General features: G+C 38.6%; 13 protein-coding genes and 2 pseudogenes. 10 read left to right on the top strand and 5 right to left on the bottom strand.

Going from position 1 to position 17,304, the window contains the following annotated elements; genetic code table 11:
• The first annotated feature begins 90 nt into the window (after positions 1 to 90).
• Positions 91 to 246: a hypothetical protein gene (locus IQ274_RS15475; RefSeq protein WP_194142785.1), complete on the top strand. Its 156-nt coding sequence runs from the start codon at positions 91 to 93 to the stop codon at positions 244 to 246.
• A 17-nt stretch (positions 247 to 263) separates the two neighbouring features.
• Here the strand turns inward: IQ274_RS15475 and gloB are convergent, their stop codons facing one another.
• Positions 264 to 1,037, bottom strand: a complete 774-nt coding sequence (gene gloB, locus IQ274_RS15470) for a hydroxyacylglutathione hydrolase (protein WP_194142784.1) — start codon at positions 1,035 to 1,037, stop codon at positions 264 to 266.
• Positions 1,038 to 1,443: 406 nt separating this feature from the next.
• Between gloB and IQ274_RS15465 the strand changes: the two genes are divergently transcribed.
• The 8 genes from IQ274_RS15465 to IQ274_RS15430 all read left to right on the top strand — a co-directional run bounded on the left by IQ274_RS15465 (position 1,444) and on the right by IQ274_RS15430 (position 11,258).
• A complete protein-coding gene (locus IQ274_RS15465) occupies positions 1,444 to 2,286 on the top strand; it encodes a hypothetical protein (RefSeq protein ID WP_194142783.1) in 843 nt (280 codons plus the stop codon).
• A gap of 18 nt (positions 2,287 to 2,304) precedes the next feature.
• Positions 2,305 to 3,468 carry a glycosyltransferase gene (locus tag IQ274_RS15460; RefSeq protein ID WP_163937157.1) on the top strand — a complete coding sequence of 388 codons (1,164 nt, stop codon included), beginning with the start codon at positions 2,305 to 2,307 and terminating at the stop codon, positions 3,466 to 3,468.
• Positions 3,469 to 3,780: 312 nt separating this feature from the next.
• Complete coding sequence (locus tag IQ274_RS15455; protein WP_194142782.1) at positions 3,781 to 6,102, top strand: ATP-binding cassette domain-containing protein; 2,322 nt, start codon at positions 3,781 to 3,783, stop codon at positions 6,100 to 6,102.
• Between the two features lie 4 nt (positions 6,103 to 6,106).
• Positions 6,107 to 7,318, top strand: a complete 1,212-nt coding sequence (locus IQ274_RS15450; protein ID WP_194142844.1) for a glycosyltransferase family 4 protein — start codon at positions 6,107 to 6,109, stop codon at positions 7,316 to 7,318.
• A 48-nt stretch (positions 7,319 to 7,366) separates the two neighbouring features.
• Positions 7,367 to 8,326, top strand: a complete 960-nt coding sequence (locus tag IQ274_RS15445) for a glycosyltransferase family 10 domain-containing protein (RefSeq protein WP_194142781.1) — start codon at positions 7,367 to 7,369, stop codon at positions 8,324 to 8,326.
• 3 nt (positions 8,327 to 8,329) lie between these two features.
• Positions 8,330 to 9,310 carry an Npun_R2821/Npun_R2822 family protein gene (locus IQ274_RS15440; protein WP_194142780.1) on the top strand — a complete coding sequence of 327 codons (981 nt, stop codon included), beginning with the start codon at positions 8,330 to 8,332 and terminating at the stop codon, positions 9,308 to 9,310.
• Between the two features lie 3 nt (positions 9,311 to 9,313).
• The gene (locus IQ274_RS15435) at positions 9,314 to 10,204 is read left to right on the top strand and encodes an Npun_R2821/Npun_R2822 family protein (RefSeq protein ID WP_194142779.1); all 891 of its coding nucleotides are present in this window, start codon (positions 9,314 to 9,316) and stop codon (positions 10,202 to 10,204) included.
• 16 nt (positions 10,205 to 10,220) lie between these two features.
• Positions 10,221 to 11,258 carry an Npun_R2821/Npun_R2822 family protein gene (locus tag IQ274_RS15430; protein ID WP_194142778.1) on the top strand — a complete coding sequence of 346 codons (1,038 nt, stop codon included), beginning with the start codon at positions 10,221 to 10,223 and terminating at the stop codon, positions 11,256 to 11,258.
• 51 nt (positions 11,259 to 11,309) lie between these two features.
• Here IQ274_RS15430 and IQ274_RS15425 read toward each other — a convergent pair whose 3' ends face one another.
• The 3 genes from IQ274_RS15425 to IQ274_RS15415 form a co-directional block, all read right to left on the bottom strand.
• On the bottom strand, positions 11,310 to 12,194 hold the full coding sequence (locus IQ274_RS15425) for a hypothetical protein (RefSeq protein ID WP_194142777.1): 885 nt from the start codon (positions 12,192 to 12,194) through the stop codon (positions 11,310 to 11,312).
• A gap of 336 nt (positions 12,195 to 12,530) precedes the next feature.
• On the bottom strand, positions 12,531 to 12,905 hold the full coding sequence (locus IQ274_RS15420; protein WP_163938540.1) for a hypothetical protein: 375 nt from the start codon (positions 12,903 to 12,905) through the stop codon (positions 12,531 to 12,533).
• A gap of 26 nt (positions 12,906 to 12,931) precedes the next feature.
• Complete coding sequence (locus IQ274_RS15415; RefSeq protein WP_163938536.1) at positions 12,932 to 14,656, bottom strand: AarF/UbiB family protein; 1,725 nt, start codon at positions 14,654 to 14,656, stop codon at positions 12,932 to 12,934.
• Between the two features lie 623 nt (positions 14,657 to 15,279).
• On the opposite strand from IQ274_RS15415, the pseudogene IQ274_RS15410 reads away from it, so the two are divergent.
• Positions 15,280 to 15,609: pseudogene (locus IQ274_RS15410) on the top strand (zinc ribbon domain-containing protein); the annotation flags it as partial.
• Positions 15,610 to 15,627: 18 nt separating this feature from the next.
• Here the strand turns inward: IQ274_RS15410 and IQ274_RS15405 are convergent.
• A pseudogene (locus IQ274_RS15405) lies at positions 15,628 to 17,178 on the bottom strand (HEAT repeat domain-containing protein); the annotation flags it as partial.
• Positions 17,179 to 17,304: the final 126 nt, after the last annotated feature.

Below are 17,304 nucleotides of genomic sequence, written 5' to 3'. Positions count from 1 at the left end.
TCTTTGCCTACACCCTAAAGCTTACAGATCGTAGCGAAAGGAAGGGTGCGATCGCAACTATTCCCACTAAAAAGTTGAAGGGAATGGAGAATGGGCAAGAAGCAAGGGGGCAGGGAGCAGGGAGCAGGGAGCAGGGAGCAGGGAGCAGGGGAAGCAGGGGGAATTATTGAACAAGTCTCTCTCTCGTCTCTTCTTCATGTTGAATTCCCAATCCCCAATCCCCAATCCCCAATCCCCAATCCCTAATCCCTAATCCCTAACCCCTAAAAGTTATTCTTCATTTCCCGTATCCGCGCAAAGGTTTGCACTCCATCGCTACTCTTAACAGTTGATTGTAATGATGGCTGATCCCAACGTAAAAATGGATTGGTGTGCTTCTCCACTCCTAGCAGTGAGGGGATGGTAGCTTCTCCTCGACTACGGTAAGCTTTTACTTCGTTGAAGCGTCTTTGTAAGTCAGCGTTGTCGCCATCCACAGTTAAGGCAAATTGCAGATTTTTTAAGGTGTATTCATGGGCACACCAGATACGTGTATTATCAGGTAGAGAACGCAGTTTGCTTAAAGAATCTACCATTTGGGTCGGTGTTCCTTCAAATAAACGACCGCAACCGCCGGAAAATAGGGTATCACCACAAAATAAATCGCCTGTCTCACTAGCTTCTTGGGGTGGAAAGTAGTAAGCGATGTGAGCGCGGGTATGTCCAGGAACGAAGATAACTTCAGCTATGCGGTCTGCAAAATCGACGCGATCGCCTTGTTGCAAAAATACCTTTTGTCCCGGAATTCTACCACGATCCTCAGCTCCTCCATAAACTATCAATTGGGGAAATTGTTCGATTAATTGCTTATTACCACCCACATGATCGTTATGGTGGTGCGTGTTAAAAATTGCTACCAAATCAGCTTTTAACTCTGCCAGTTTCTTTAATACTGGTTGAGCCTCTGCTGGATCGACAACAGCCGCGATATTGCGTTTGTCGTCATATAACAAGAATATGTAGTTGTCTGAGAGTGCTTCCAGACGGATTACCTGCATTACCTCTGCTCCCTTACAACATAAATGTTTGGTATTGAGTAGCAATCCTAGATTCCAGTGAATAATAGTGCTACATTCACAAGCTATATCAAGTGTTTATACTTTGTTTATTATAGCTGGAGTGCAATATTACCTATGATATTATACTTCTGTGTTTACACAGTAATTTTACCTAAATAAAGTAAAATTTAGATGAATTTATCAGTGAATTTTCTCTGGGAATAGTTATAAATATAAAGTTAAATTTATTTTAATATTTTTTTGCTTAAACGTAATCAATATTCAAATTCATATTTTGCTGATCTCTACTCTATCGAATTTGACTATAACTCAAACTAGAGTAAGATTTTATGACAATAAATACCTATCTAATTTTCAAATTCAACAAAAATTATTCATTTTATTTATGTCAACACCAACTAAAGGTTTTATTACAATTCTAACTGGGCTTTATTCGTTTCAAGATTGTATTCATTTTTTAGCAGCAGTTAGAAAGTTTCATCAAGAACCAATCATTATTTTAATTGACCAAGTTCCAATAGCTCTTTATCCTTTGCTAAAGGCATTCAAAAATGTAATTTTGAAACCAGCACCTGCAAACAAAAATACTGTTTTAGCATCGCGACAAGCAAAATTGGCTCTATATGAAGCTTCTGAGTTTGATAAAACGATTTATCTAGATTCGGATATTTGTTTACTTACAAATATCGATGATGTATTTGACTATTTAGATGAATATGAGTTTTTACTAACGGAAGATGTACAACCTTCTATTCTTAAGGCTACAAACTTATTACGTGGTAAACAAGAAGACCTTTTGCCAAATGTTCTGCCAATTTTGCAATCGGTAGGATTGCCATTACAAGCAGATAGTGTGCAGTATAATGGCGGTTTTATGGCTTTTCGAAAAACAGAAGTAACCAAGATATTTTTTGACGAATTTAAACGTTATTTTGAGATTGTCAAAAATAATCAAGATAAATTACTTTTAAAAGACCAAGGGGCTTTTGCTTCTGCGATCGCATCTGTACAACCTCATAAGAAAATCTTACCACCAACCTATAATTATCTCAGTAAGTGGCAGGATGCTTATGATATTCAGGATACAATTAAAGTTCTTCACTGTACTTATCCTTATCGTCCTCAATATGCTAAAGATATTAGTCGTTCCTTATATACAAGGGTTTTTGATAGATTCGCTAAAGTATTTTTACCGAATCAAGTTACAAATCCTTGGCGCATTAAATAAAAATTAAGTATAAAAACAGTGAAAAAATTTTCCAAGATATCGCTGTTGGTTTCAGATTTATCAAGTGCAGCTATTTTGCGTGCATACTTGATAGCAACAGCCCTAAGAAACTTAGAATATGAAGTTGAAATCATGGGGTTTTTATTTGGAAATAACTTATATCGAAATTTACCATCAGAATTAAACGTTTATAATTTGCCGGGTAAAAATTTCCCCGATTTTTTCGGAGAAATTAACCAATTTTTACCAAAAATTAATGGAGATATAATTTATGCAATCAAACCACAAATAGCGAGTTTTGGAGTTGCCCTACTAAAGAAAATATTTAGCCAAAAAGCATTAATTTTAGACATAGATGATTGGGAACTCAGTTGGTATGGTGGCGATGACTGGCATTATCGTTTCACGCCCAAACAATTAGCCAGAGACTTGTTGAAATCAGACGGCGCACTTAGGAATCCTTATCATCCTTTGTACGTGAAATGGATGGAAGGTTTGGTAAGTAGAGCTGATGCGGTGACAGTGCATACTAAATTTTTGCAGCAGCGTTTTGGGGGTACATTTGTTCCCAATGGTAAGGATACTGCTTTATTTGATCCTGCTCGATATGATGCTGAGTCCAGCAGAAATCGTTATGGTTTATCTGAATATCGTATTTTAATGTTTCCTGGTGCGCCAAGACCCTACAAAGGTCTAGAAGATGTTCTCATAGCGCTCGATAAAATCAATCAACCAGACTTAAGACTAGTGATTGTAGGTGGCAGTCCTTATGATGATTACGATCAGCAACTTCAACAAAAGTGGGGACGCTGGATTATCAAATTACCAAAATATCCAGCGGATGTGATGCCTGACTTAGTAGCAGCAGCTCACATTGTAGTTGTTCCCCAACGAGATACCCCAGAAACTCGCGCTCAATTTCCCCTGAAGTTGACAGATGGAATGGCAATGGCTAAACCTGTATTATCAACGCGTGTTGGAGATATTCCCAAAATATTAGGTGATACTGGTTATTTAGTCGAGCCTGCTTGTCCTGAACAGATTGCTGAACAGATTCAATGGATTTTTCAGAATTTAGAGTCAGCAAACCAGCAAGGTATCAACGCAAGAAAAAGATGTGTAGAACACTATAGTATAGATGCTATGGCTTCGGTGTTAAAGTCGGTAATTTCTCGGTTGTAAATATTAATATGGAATGAAGCGTAAATTGAAGAAAGCGGGAGGTAGAGGAACTTTTAAGTTGGGGGTTCGATCTTGGATAAATTGAGATCACGCTGAAGTTGTGAAGACTCAAACCACAAGATCACTTTGATGGCAGCAGTAAAAAAATTGCTCTCGTAATCTCCCCTTGTGATAGGGCAATATTCTTCCAGCAATAACTGCCTCTTTTGTTGGGATATTGAAAATTATATAGTTTGTCTATTTGATATTAGCAATTTTGGCAAGTAATTTGTGAATAATATTAATAATTGAAAATTGCATAGTAAATACCCAATGTCTACCAGAAAACTGCTATTACGATTCGCTAGACCCTATCCAGGTTTGATTCTACTGACAATATTGTTAGGATTTTCTGGAGCTTTATTTAATGGGATTAGCACCGCTTTAATTGTGCCGGTGGTTTTAAAAATCGTGGGACAAGAAGTAGATTTAAGTACTGCTCCTCCTATTCTAAAAACGATGATATCTCCCTTTGATAATACTCCAGAACCTTACCGGATAGGAGTAATGGCTGGGGCGATTATCTTCACAATTATTTTAAAGAATTTAGCTACTTATGCCAGTTCATTAGCATCGAGTTCTTTAACCCGAAAGCTAACATCAGATATGCGCGAAACGGGGTTAAAGCTATTACTAGAAATTGATATAGATTATTATGCCAAAACTAAGGTTGGTGATTTAATCAACCGTCTTGGTGGAGAAATTGGTCGGTCTGCAAGTTCTATAGGTAGTATCGTCAGGGTAGTTATCCTGGGAATCACAATTTTAGTTTTTGTCAGTTTATTGCTGTCAATTTCTTGGCAGTTGACAATTGCTGCTACGCTTTTGTTATCGTTGGTGACGTTAGTAAATCAGTATGCCATTTCCCGGTCGAGAAATTTTGGGAAGCAGCTGAGTGAGATGTCTAGAGCATATTCAGTTTCCGTACTGGAAACTCTGAACGGAATTCGATTGGTAAAATCGACGGGAAATGAAGAAAAAGAATATCAACGGATTAAAAAACTAATTCGCGATCGCGAATTAGCAGATTTCCAATCTCAAGTTAATTCGGAAGCCATTACACCTCTAAGTGAGGTAATGGGTATTACAGCTTTACTGCTGATTGTACTTTTGAGCAAAACCTTCTTTGCTCAACAGGTTTCTTCTCTTTCTACCGTACTCCTGACATATTTATTAGTGCTGCTGCGAGTGCTGCCATTGATTTCTCAGTTAAATACTATTCGCAGCAACTTTGCTAGTACCGCAGCTAGTGTGGATGTGACGAATGAGTTTTTAAGCTTGCATGATAAGCCGTTCATGGAGAAAGGTAAGATTCCCTACACAAAATTAGAAGAGGGAGTGTCTTTTAATTCTCTTTGCTTTGCCTACCCTGGTCATGAAAAGTTGGTACTCAAAGATGTAAATTTATATTTACCGCGTGGTACGACCTTAGCATTGGTAGGCGGTTCTGGGGCTGGTAAATCTACTTTGGCAGACCTTTTACCCAGATTTTATGACCCGATCGCTGGCAGTATTACCATTGACGGCACCGATTTGCGGGAGTTCGATCTAGTATCGCTACGGAAGCGGATGGGGATTGTCAGTCAAGATACCTTTCTTTTTAATGACTCGGTGCAAAATAACATCGCCTATGGGCGAGCAGAGGCTACTGACGATGAGATTTTGACAGCAGCAAAGCGGGCAAATGCTTATGAGTTTATTAGCAAATTGCCTCAAGGATTTGACACCCTAATTGGCGATCGCGGCGTAATGTTGTCTGGTGGACAAAGGCAAAGATTAGCGATCGCCCGCGCCCTCCTCCAAAATCCCGAAATTCTGATTTTAGATGAAGCCACCAGCGCTTTAGATACGGTTTCCGAACGATTAGTACAATCTGCACTTGACGATCTTAGTCGCGATCGCACCACCCTAGTAATTGCTCACCGCCTTTCCACAGTCCAAAAAGCCGATCAAATAGCTGTGTTAGATCAAGGACAGGTGGTAGAAGTGGGAACCCATGAAGAACTTTTGCAAAAAGGTGCTTACTACTCACGCTTGTACTCCATGCAATTTAGCGATCGCCCTAATAAAAATTTGATTCAGACAAAAATTATTAAGGCAATGCGCCTAAACTCAAAGAAATTTGTTGATCGTCCTGAAGCCGCTACTAAACACAATCAAAGCTTGCTCCGTATCTCTCACGAAATTCGGACACAGTTGAACTCAATGATTGGATTACTGCGCTTATTGCTTGATGATCTGGAAAACGATTCTCAAGAACGGCACAAATTAATTGAAGACTCTTACAAATCAGCCTGGAGAATTCTCAACACTATTGATATTTTTGAGGATGTGATGAGCTTACAAAGAAGGGGGCAGATTATCTCAATTTCTGACCAAAATCAAAATATCATCAGCGACTATTATCAAAGCTTTAATCATCTCTCCGTTGAGTTTAGAACTTCTCTTAATCTCATACTTAGCTCTCTCCGCTCTCTAGCAGATAATTTGATAGATACTCCCCAAGAGCCAAATGAATTAATTAGTGAAACTTATGAATCTACTATATGTCTTCTGAAGAATTTAGAAAAATTTGAGGATAGTATTAATGTCTAAAATTATGAAAAATAATACTTTAAAAAAACACTACATTTTTTTCATTGGTGAAGAATTACCCCAGCCAGAGGCTCACCTAGTACAGTCTACAAATGCAGCTAATGCTGCCGCTAACTTGGGATACTCAACAGTTTTGGTATACCCTGAAAAAGGAGCAAAAGCTAATAACCCAATTAATTTATTACGCCCTTTTAAACCGATAAAAACACCAACAGAACTTATTGAATATTACAATCTCCATGACAAATTAAAAGTTGCTCCATTACCGATGCCTTGGCCGATTGACCATTTTGCGAGCAAATTTACTGACTCCAACACCATTGCAAGCAAGTACTATTTACCATTTCATATACTTCCAACTACTAAACTTGTCCATAGCCGCAACTGGAATTTTGTCAAAGCTGCCATCAAAAATGGCATTCCGGCAATTTATGAACACCACCACCATGAAGAGAAACCATTTGAGCAAGAAATTGTTACAAATCCACTCTTACAAATAGCTGTCACCGTTGTAGAAACAATCCGTGAAAGCATGATTAAAAATGGAATGCCGCCAGAAAAAGTAATTAAGCTGCACAATGGTTTCAATCGCTTGTTTATGCAGAGGCAACCAGAAAAAGCCACAGAATGGCGACAAAAACTATTGCGAGATGAAAACCAAAAATTGGTAGTTTATGCGGGAGCATTACAGCAATTTAAAGGTATTGATGTACTAATTGATGTGGCTAATGAAATGCCTAATGTGCAATTTGCCTGTGCAGGTGGTAAGCCAGCAGAAGTAGAATATTATCAGCAATTGGTAAAAGAAAAACAGGTTAATAATATTCAGTTTTTGGGCTATGTCTTGCATAATGAGTTAGCGTCTTTGCTACAAGCAGCAGATGTTTTAGCTCACCCTCATTGTTCCGGGAAAGCGGCAACTTTCACATCTCCTTTAAAGCTGTTTGACTACTTCGCCTCTGGAACTCCCATTGTCTCGACGGAAATTCCTTCACTAGTTGAGTTTCAAGATACAAAAGCGATCGCTGCTTGGTGTGAACCAGATAACCCAAACAAATTTGCTGAAAGTCTGAAGCAGGTTTTAGAAACTCATCCTAGAAGAATAGAAGGTTATCCAGATAGTATCGAATTTGTCAAGCAGTTTTCTTGGGAAAATCGAGCCGCAAAAATTCTTAGTTATGTTGATGAATCTCTGCTACCCCTATTTATCGCATAAAAAGAATCTAGAAGACAAATGATAAATGACAAATGATTAATAACTAAAATGACTATAAAAACTGTAGGTATGATTAGTGGCTATCGAGGTTTAGAAACTAGAGCCGACTGGCTGTGGCAACAAACCCCGCATCAATTTGGAGTTTGGGGCAATATGCAAATGCAGGCACTAGCAACCAAACCAGATTTTCTACTGATGTATCAATTTGATTTTCCTCAAGCAGCGCCACAAAAATCTTGGTTAGATAGCTTTCGCAAACGGCAGCAAAAATCAGTAGTAAATGTTGATTCTCTACTGCGCGGTGTCAACAAAGAGCGGATTATTTATTTGCTAAGAGAACCGCCTTTAGATGAAATTGTCAAAATAACTAATCATAATTATCAACAAGCCCAGAAGTATTGCGGCTACATTTCTGGCCCCGATGATTTTGCCCCGACTCCTGACTATATGCCTGCTATTTGGTATCACTCAAATTCATTTCAAGATTTAAATGAAATGCCACCACCTCAAAAGGTTGCCCCATGTAGTTGGATTACTTCGGGAATTAGTCGTACAGCCAAACATCGCCAGCGTTTAGACTTTTTGCAGTCGCTACAATCTAGTGGCGTGAAATTTGATTTATATGGGCGTAACTTACCAGAATCGGCTAAAAAATCGGGAGAACTGGGTAACAAATGGTATGGGATGGCACCATACTATTACAATTTGGCAATTGAAAATTATGCTGACAATAATTGGTATGTCAGTGAGAAACTTTGGGATAGTTTACTTGCCTGGTGTCTACCAATCTACTATGGTGGCCCGGCTGCTGATAAATTATTGCCACCGGGTAGTTTTTTGCGGTTGCCCAGTTTAGATGAAAAAGGTATTGCCTACATCAAAGAAGTGACAGCTACACCTGATGCTTGGTATGCTGCCAAAGATGCGATCGCAGAAGCACGTCAAATTATTCTACATAAATTAAACTTACTTAACTGGTTATCAAACTTTGTTGATCAACACTCATAAATTATGAATGGTATTTGTACCCTTGGCAATGATTATGTTTTCGATCAACTGGTGGCTTTGCTCAACAGTATTGATGTTATCTTAGGTTCAGAAACTCCTGTTTGTATCTATCCTTTCGACGATCAGACACAGCGAATCGCTGATGAAATAGCTAAACGCCCTAATGTATTTCTTTACGATAATCAAGAATCAATCAACTGTTGGGATCAATTTATGCTCTCAGCAGCACCAGAGCGATTGAATCGGAGTAAATCACGGTTGTATGGCGCTCACCGCCGTTTTTGTGCCTTTGATGGGCCATTTGATAAATTTATCTATTTAGATGCAGACACCTTGGTGATGAATTCTCTGGCATCGGTGTTTGAAAAGCTAGATACTTATGATTTTGTTGTCTACGATTTCCAATTTAAAGACGTTAGTAAGATATATAATGTTAACTCGCCAAAATTACTAGAGGTTTTCGAGCAAAAACGCATTGATTCCGAAATCTTTTGCTCCGGTTTCTATGGTGCAAAACGAGGAATATTTAACTCAGAACAAAGAGAGATCCTAATATCGCATTTACAAAATGGTGAGGCGGAAATTTTGTATGGCGGTGCTGGAGAGCAACCACTGATAAACTACATGGTAATGAGGTCTAATCTTTCTATTTATAACTTTGCTCGTCAACTACCAGATAATGCAAAGACAGGATGTTCTGCCACATCTAAGCACTTTGAGGAACGAGAACACCTTCTTTATGACAAAGGTAATCGGCTAACCTACCTTCATTATATTGGTATTCCTCCTAATATTAATCAAGCAGTCTGTGCTGGAGAAAATATTGATTTTCCCTATCGAGATTTATTTCTCCACTATCGTTACTTAAACGAACCAGATAAGCGTCCCATCTTTCAAAACCCTCCTAAGAATTATAATGACGCTCCAGTACCAAATTTACTTACAAGAGCTTTGCGAAAACTTAAGTTAATTAACCAAGGATAATTTATGAGTAGGGGAATTTATATTGTTGCAAACGATCGTGTTATTGATAATGCGATCGCTTTACTAAATAGTATTCGTTACTATGATCCAGGAGTAACCATTTATCTGATACCATTTAACGAAAATTATCACAAGGTAGCAGAACAGCTTTCTACCTTACACAAAGTGCAAATTTTCCCCGATTTGGAACTTATTGATAAATTTACCAAACGCATCGGAGAAATTTTTGATCGAGATTTCCTCGCCTTACCAAACAAAATGCGTAAACTGGTGGCGTGGTTTGGCCCTTTAGATGAATTTATTTATATTGATACAGATATTGTCGTTTTTGAAAAAATCGCCGACAATTTAGACAAACTTTCAGAAGTCGATTTCTTCTGTTGTGATTACCATCATGCCAATGACAAACTGCGAAATATCTTTTCCCCATTTGTGAAAGAGCAGCAAATTTTTTCTGATGCTCAACTTCAAGATGTTTTTAACAGTGGCTTTTGGGCTTCGAGAAAAGGAGTTATTACCGAAGAACAAATGGATGAAGCTTTGCGCGAGTGTGCCGCGCATCGTGAATATTTCGATTTTTCTGAAGGAGTTACAGACCAACCAATTTTAAATTATCTTGTTCTCAAACTGATTGCCAAACGAGGAAATCTCGTCAAAATTCCTGGTGGTGGGCCTGGTAGTTGGGCGGGTTCACAAAATTTCCAACAGCAAGATTATGCCCTCTATGACCGAGGACAACGACTCAAATATCTCCACTGGGCTGGTACGCGGATGAAAACTGGTAGTCCCTATTGGCAATTGTGGGAACACTATCGCTATCTCCATGAGGGGAAATTTGCTTTCATCTCCAAACTGACTCGCCGCTTATTTCCTTTTGTTGCTGCCCGCACTTAATATTAGGAGTATCCCAATGATTGATGGTATCTACATCCTAGCCAATGATGTTGTCTATGACCAACTAGTAGCATTGCTCAACAGTATAGAAGCTAATGCTGGTAGGAAAATTCCTATTTGTATACTTCCATATAATCAGCGCTTAGATAAGGTGAAGGCAGAGATTGCATCTAGAGATAATGTCAGCTTATTTGAAGATTCTGATTCCATAGCTTATTGGGATAACTTTGCCACTCAGATATGGAAAAATTATCCGAGAGCGCAAAAAACTTGGCGAGAGTGGGGTTTTTCAGAACTCTATGAGTTACCAATGCACCGCAAATTTTGTGCTGTGGATGGTCCCTTTGATAGATTTATTTATTTTGATGCAGATACATTGTTAATGGGGCCAGTAGATTATGTATATGAAAAATTAGATACATCTGATTGGGTAGTCAATGATTTTCAATATAAGTCTGACTTAAAATTTATTTTTGATGGTTCACCAGAGCTTATGCAGCAAGTTTTCAATTCAGAAAACTTGCAAGATAAAGTATTTTGTGCTGGTTGGTTTGCAACCAAGAAAAATATTTTTTCTCCAGCGATAAGAGCCGATTTAATGGGCAAATTAATCTCAGGTGAGGCAGATGTCATGGCTTTTTTAGCACCTGACCAATCTTTATTTAACTACATGGTCTTAAGAAGTGGAATTTCCTATTATAACTTTGCTTTTTATGACTGCGAGCAGGCAACTGGTAATCATTGGAGTTCTAAATTTGATGTGGTAGATAATATCCTCTATGACCAAGGGCGGAGATTGACCTACTTACACTATATGAGTGTGTCTTCTTCAGGTTTTGTGCGGCTTTGTGGAGGTGAAGATGTAGATATTCCTTACCGTGATGTTTTCTTATATTATCGCTATTTAAAATCACCTGAAAAACGACCTCAAAGTTTTACCCGCCCAAGCCAGATAACGCTTTTGCAAAAGTCTACTAGTAGTTTTATTCAACAAAGAGTAAACAATATTAAATTAAAGTATCGTAACTTCAAGGATAAAATTAATGGTTACTAATAACTCAGCAAAGATATGCCAATTAAATCAGCTTCTTGTTTTTTCCAAGTTTCATCGGTGATAAAAATTAAAATTACTCAATGCGGCAAGTCTTAAACGCAAGTACCGATAGTAATAACCAATAAATTTATTTAGCTTATGCAATAGCTTTTGGAAAAGTGAATTTTTGTGGTATTCAATCGCTTCGTGCTGTTGAAAATATATCAGCGTTTCATCTGGATTTGCTTGTCCCTTTTTGATTTTCTGCCGTTCTACCCAATCCTTGAAATAAACAATACCGTCCATAGCGTCCCATCGAACTGGTAATCCAGCCTTAGCAGCAGCTAATCCTATTGCATAACCCTCAGCACTATAAAAACCATTTAGCTCACAGTAAAGTGCAATAGTTTCCCAGTGCTTAATAAATTCGATTTCCCGTCCATCTTGCCTTGTAACTACAAATAACATTTCCATGACAAACTGAATATTAGTATCTTCTAAATCCAGGTCTAGTTTTTGTGCTAGTTTGTTCAGAATGGTCAAATCTCTAAGTCTATTTGCCTTGTAATCATCATTTGCTGAATTAATATATTCTTGATTGTGTTTGACAATACTTGTACAACTTCTTGCTGTTATGCCAGGAAGCCATTTTATATCTGGTTGTAACTTATCTAATATTCTGATATCTGCATCGACAAATATACAAGTATTAAACAGTGATATTGCTTTGGCAATTACAAACCTTTTATCGTGGTAACAACCAATGCTCTGTTGTTCATGGTGAAATGCTAAAACGTTAGGATATATTTTAAATTCTTCTAGCTTATCTGTTAGGACAATTAAATATACTCCTGGCGAATGTTTTTCAATATCTTGAGCTAATAGGAAAGCATGAGAGCGATACCTTTTCCCTAAAGCTAAAGTGCAAAAACAAATGTCTGATTTTTCTTGGTTCATAAGATTTTATTGTTGAAATAAAATTTGGCTGAGACTAATATTAAAAATTTGTTTAGAGACAGAAGAATTATGCAAATTGTTTCGATTTAAATCAAACACTATGTTCACATATATAATATGGGTACTGACTACTGTAATAGTACCTATTTTTCCTAATTACTAAAATTCTATTTAATCCCTAAAAGATGTTAAGAGATGAATTAATTGCATCTATACTTAAGCCTTGAGAAAAGCTGACTACAAAAGTATAAATGCTCACCATATCTGGTGAGCATTTAAGTTTATTCTTATATTAAGACAGTTCAGTTAATAATAACTTAAACATATTTTATCAATCTAAGAAAAAGAATCTAAATCTAGAGATTGCATCCCTTCACGTTCTATAAAAGTCATCATACTTCCTAACTGCAACCAAACTAATAAACAAGTAAACAGACTAATTGGTAGACCGACTCCTAAAGCCAAGGCGGAGGGAAAGCCAAATATCTCTAAGCCTGAAGATAGAAATAGACAAGTCCCGCCAGTAATACCGATAAATGGCACAAGTAATTGTTTTAGAGAGGAACGTGGTTCAGTATTTTCTGCTTTTTCGCTTGGCCAATTTTGCACAATTACTTTCAAAGTGCCAGATAATGCCAAACCAGATGTTAATGCTGTCAAAAAGCCAACGAGTAAGAGGAAATAGGGTGGTTGTAGAGGAAAATAGTACATTATTAAAACTCCTGATTTATAGGTTTTTAGTTTTTAATTGCTGACTGGTTTCCAGTAAAAGGTACTAGAAATGTAGCTTTTGGCAGAATAGCCGCTGCGCCTTCTCTAGATAAATTAGTTAAGATGCCGATCGCTACATTTAATAAACGATCCGGTTTTAAGTCGTCTTTAACTAGGTTCCACAGGCGTTGGACATCTTCGGTGTGGAGGCGGTCATCTTCAGTGAGAGCCATTACCAGCTGTCGCCGCAGAAATTTGCCTTCTTCGGACATTAAATATTGGAAACCCATCTGGGCTGTCGGCAATACATCAAAGTTGTTATCGCTACGAGCGATCGCAATTAAATTCTCTAAACGCTGCCACTGAAATTTACCATCTTTGAATAACACATTCAATAATCGCCGCCGTAACTCAGGCGATTCCCCTGTCAGCAAGCGCCGTGCTATGTAGGGATAACCCACTTCCACAATTTTGAAATCTGGGTTGAGACTCAGGGCAATACCTTCTTGAGTCACTAAGGAACGAATAATCAAAGCAAACTTCGCCGGAACTCGGAAAGGATATTCGTACATCAGTTCCGAGAATTCATCGGTAATAGTTTTGAAGTTAAAATCCTTGACATTTTTGCCAATGGCGTTTCCTAGCACCGCTTCTAATGCTGGCACTATCGGGCAAATATTCGTGTCTGGAGTCAGAAATCCTAATTTTACAAAGTCTTCGGCTAAGTCGGTATAGTCTTTATTCACCAAATGCACTAACGCATCTACTAGTGTTTCTTTGGTGTTTTCTTCCAACTGATCCATCATGCCGAAGTCGATATAAGCCATCCGACCATCGGGTACAGCAAATAAATTACCGGGATGGGGGTCAGCATGAAAGAAACCGTGTTCTAGGAGCTGTTGCAATCCTGAAGTAACGCCAATTTGGATAATCGCTTCTGGGTCTAAACCTGCTTCGCGGATGCTTTTAGTATCCGTCAGCTTGAAGCCGTTAATCCATTCCAGGGTTAAAACGTGGGTATTTGTATAACGCCAGTAAATTCCTGGAACTTTAACTTGTGGGTCGTTGCGGAAATTGCTAGCAAATTTTTCGGCGTTGCGGCCTTCATTTATATAGTCGATTTCTTCAAATAGCTTCGTGCCAAACTCGTCCACGATTAAAGTTAGGTCGTGACCGAGATTCAGGGGCAACCAAGGAGCTACCCAACTCGCACCCCAGCGCAATAAATAGAGGTCGCGGGTAAGAGTTGGGCGTAAGTTTGGGCGTTGCACCTTCACTGCGACTTCTTCGCCACTGATTAGACGACCACGGTATACTTGACCCAAGCTAGCTGCTGCGACTGGGTGAGGTGAGAGTTCGCTAAAACATTCATCAATTGGACGATCTAGCTCGGTTTCGATAATTTTGTAAGCGATCGCATTATCGAAAGGTGGTAACTGATCTTGTAACTTGATTAGTTCTTCTAGAAAATCCTTACGTATTAAGTCAGGTCTGGTGGAGAGGGCTTGACCAACTTTAATAAAAGTCGGGCCGAGGCGGGTGAGCAGTTCGCGCAACTGGATAGCTCGTTTGCCTTTGTTCTGCTCAACTTTGTCTTGCCATTCGTCCCACTTGAGACTGATTATAAATACTGCAAAAGAGGAGATAATTCTCAGCAGTCGCCCCCAGGCTAGCCAAGGACGGTAACTATAATAGCGAGCGATCGCATCTGGATTATAGAGCTTTAGCTGAGTAGGTTGATACTGACCCACGCCTTTATTTGCCTCTTCAACTGAAAAATTTACAATGATTCTTTCTCTACTAAACCCACAAGTTAGTTGTAGGCAAAAGATAGCGGTAGTTTTTTATCTGAAACAACTCGAACCCTGCCTTTCTGGGGTACTGTTCGAGGCAGTTTTAGCCTAAATTACTTCCTAGATTTGTTTATCTTTTTCTTAATTATACTTTATAAAACTACAACTACTTATCCATCTTTTCGGTGATTTTATCTTTTCTTAACCTTATTTTATATAAATATAAATATCTACCTGTATCTGTAAATTTGGGTAGGATATGAAAAATCCGTAACCATGTTTGCTTTCAGCTACATATCACAGTAGTAAGTAGATAAACTTAAATTAAACAGAAATCGCTCAGGATAAGGATTCAAGACTTCTGTGGGAAGTCTTGAATCTTGATATTATGTTTATTTATACCTACCGGATTAAGTGAAAATTATAATATTCTATGTGTAAAAGATAACTATTTAAGTAAAATAGATTTTTGTAAGAGAGTGTATATTAAGAAGCTTTTTGAATAATAAAAATTAGAGCGTTAAATACAACTTTGGTAATTGGTAGTGGTTTTACCACAATTACCAATTACCAACTTTTAACTATTACGCCGTAATGCAAAGTTAGTTGAAATTGATAGATGGTTCCCCAGTTCTAAGCTCTGTTGTAATTGTTTCTATCAAATAGGTGAGATGCGATTGGATGTCCGTGAATGGACTTGCCCACATTGCAATACTCATCACGATCGTGATGGAAATGCAGCGATAAATATTAGAGCAGATGGTATCAGAATGATAAAGGCGGAAGGTTCAGCCGTCTCTGCTGTAGGAGGGGATGTAAGTCTTAAACTTGGGCGAAAGCCTAAGTTTGGGCATTCCCCCGTGATTACAGAAGCCCAAACTGTACTTGGTACTCCAAGTCAGTGTGGGTAGTTCACTTATCATCTGCTGCTATTTAGATTTGGCCTCCAAGTTTTCTAAACGGCTTCTCAATTCCTGGTTTTGTTGTTTGAGTTGGTCGAAATCTTCACGCAATTGACGGAGGGTTTTTTCTGAACCGATGTTCTTTTGCACCCTGGAAATTTCTTCTTCAGCATTGCGACGGACACGCCCATCGGCTGTTTGTTCAGCTAGCGATCGCAAAATTCCGACTGCTTTAGGTGTTTCCATTTGTCCCAATGCTGCTGCTACCGCCACTTGCGTTAAAAAGAAGGTTTCTTTGGCTAGTTCTGCTAGTTTTTCTAAAATCCGTTCCAAATTAACCGGACTTTGACCTACAGAAATCTTTCCTAAAGCGCGAATTGTGGCTAAACGTAGAGGTTGTGGTACACCGATTTTGGTGTATTCGAGTAGTAGATTTAAAGCTGCTTCCGAGGTTTTGAATTCAGCTAAACCAGCGATCGCACCACTCCGCACTACTTCATTCCAACCCGCCTTTTCTTCTAAAATGCCCTTGAGTTGCTTTAATACCTTGTCTTCCTTGGGTTTTTCTTCCAAGTTTGCAGATGCGATCGCGCCAATCACACGAGAGGCTGCTGCTTCCACGTAGTAGCTAGGATCGCCCTTTTGCAACAACCCTCTTACAACTTTATAGCTTTCGGCAGTTTTGATTTGAGCAAGTGCTTCCACTACAGATCGTCGCACATAAGCATTTTTATCTTTTAATCCCAGAACTAAGCCATCAAAAGCTTGGTCTAAATTAATTTTGGCTAGTTGTTTTGCCACTTCCACCCGCACACCCCACAATGGGTCATTTTTGAGGGACGTAGATAGTGCTTTTGTCGCTTCTAACCCGCCTTTTTTCGCTAAAGCTTCTGCTGCATAGATGCGCGAAATTGGGTTGGGGTCAGATTCTAATTGTGCTTTTAATTCTGCTATTGGATACTCTAAAGCTACTGTTTTTAGGTAATTATTCTCAACATCAAAGCTGATATATTGGGGCTTATTTTCTAGAGGAAAATAGAAACTTTGTTCTCGTTCATTTATCCGTACTACAAAAATTTTGAGTTGTGAGTTAGGAGTTGTGAGTTTGGAATTATTTTTAACTCCTAACTCCTCACTTCTTACTTCTTGTTGGGTATAGCCAAAACCAATAGGTACTTTTAAATCAAACAAATCCTTACTGCCATTTTTATCTTCAGCAGCTTGGGTTTGAGTTACCGTAATTTTTGCCAACTTAGCATCCCCATCCCAAGAGTAAGCTACCTTAAAATCGGGATGGCCACCACGATAAACATATTGGTCAAAGAGGAACAAAAGATTATGTCCAGTAGCTTTTTCAATTGCCCTGAGTAAATCTATTGTTTCTACAGTTTTGTGGGCATTATCTTGAACAAATGTTTGAATAGCCTGCCAAAATAATTCATCTCCCAATTGGGCCCGAATCATGTGATAAACACAAGACCCTTTTTCGTAGATGTGGCGATCGTAAAGTTCAATAGCTTCGCGGTAAACATGTGTTACCATCGGGCGACGGTAGCGGCTGCTATCTTCACTAATATAACGACCTGACTTTTACCGTTAAGTCTCTTTTGCAAGCTGCCAACCTTCACAGAGGTCGTGTAATTTTAACCAACCTCGCCATAGTACCTGGATACCAATAGGGGTTTTATGTCGATGTTCAAGATA

This window comes from Nostoc sp. LEGE 12447, from assembly GCF_015206985.1.
In the GTDB taxonomy this organism is placed as follows: domain Bacteria; phylum Cyanobacteriota; class Cyanobacteriia; order Cyanobacteriales; family Nostocaceae; genus Nostoc.
This window is presented reverse-complemented; position numbering and strand designations above follow the sequence as displayed.

Bases quoted from the DNA above. Each gene is read 5' to 3' on its own strand.
- IQ274_RS15475 (WP_194142785.1), top strand. From the start codon at position 91: ATGGGCAAGAAGCAAGGGGGCAGGGAGCAGGGAGCAGGGAGCAGGGAG.
- IQ274_RS15445 (WP_194142781.1), top strand. From the start codon at position 7,367: ATGACTATAAAAACTGTAGGTATGATTAGTGGCTATCGAGGTTTAGAA.
- IQ274_RS15425 (WP_194142777.1), bottom strand. From the start codon at position 12,194: ATGAACCAAGAAAAATCAGACATTTGTTTTTGCACTTTAGCTTTAGGG.
- IQ274_RS15440 (WP_194142780.1), top strand. From the start codon at position 8,330: ATGAATGGTATTTGTACCCTTGGCAATGATTATGTTTTCGATCAACTG.
- IQ274_RS15435 (WP_194142779.1), top strand. From the start codon at position 9,314: ATGAGTAGGGGAATTTATATTGTTGCAAACGATCGTGTTATTGATAAT.
- gloB (WP_194142784.1), bottom strand. From the start codon at position 1,037: ATGCAGGTAATCCGTCTGGAAGCACTCTCAGACAACTACATATTCTTG.
- IQ274_RS15450 (WP_194142844.1), top strand. From the start codon at position 6,107: ATGAAAAATAATACTTTAAAAAAACACTACATTTTTTTCATTGGTGAA.
- IQ274_RS15430 (WP_194142778.1), top strand. From the start codon at position 10,221: ATGATTGATGGTATCTACATCCTAGCCAATGATGTTGTCTATGACCAA.
- IQ274_RS15455 (WP_194142782.1), top strand. From the start codon at position 3,781: ATGTCTACCAGAAAACTGCTATTACGATTCGCTAGACCCTATCCAGGT.
- IQ274_RS15465 (WP_194142783.1), top strand. From the start codon at position 1,444: ATGTCAACACCAACTAAAGGTTTTATTACAATTCTAACTGGGCTTTAT.
- IQ274_RS15420 (WP_163938540.1), bottom strand. From the start codon at position 12,905: ATGTACTATTTTCCTCTACAACCACCCTATTTCCTCTTACTCGTTGGC.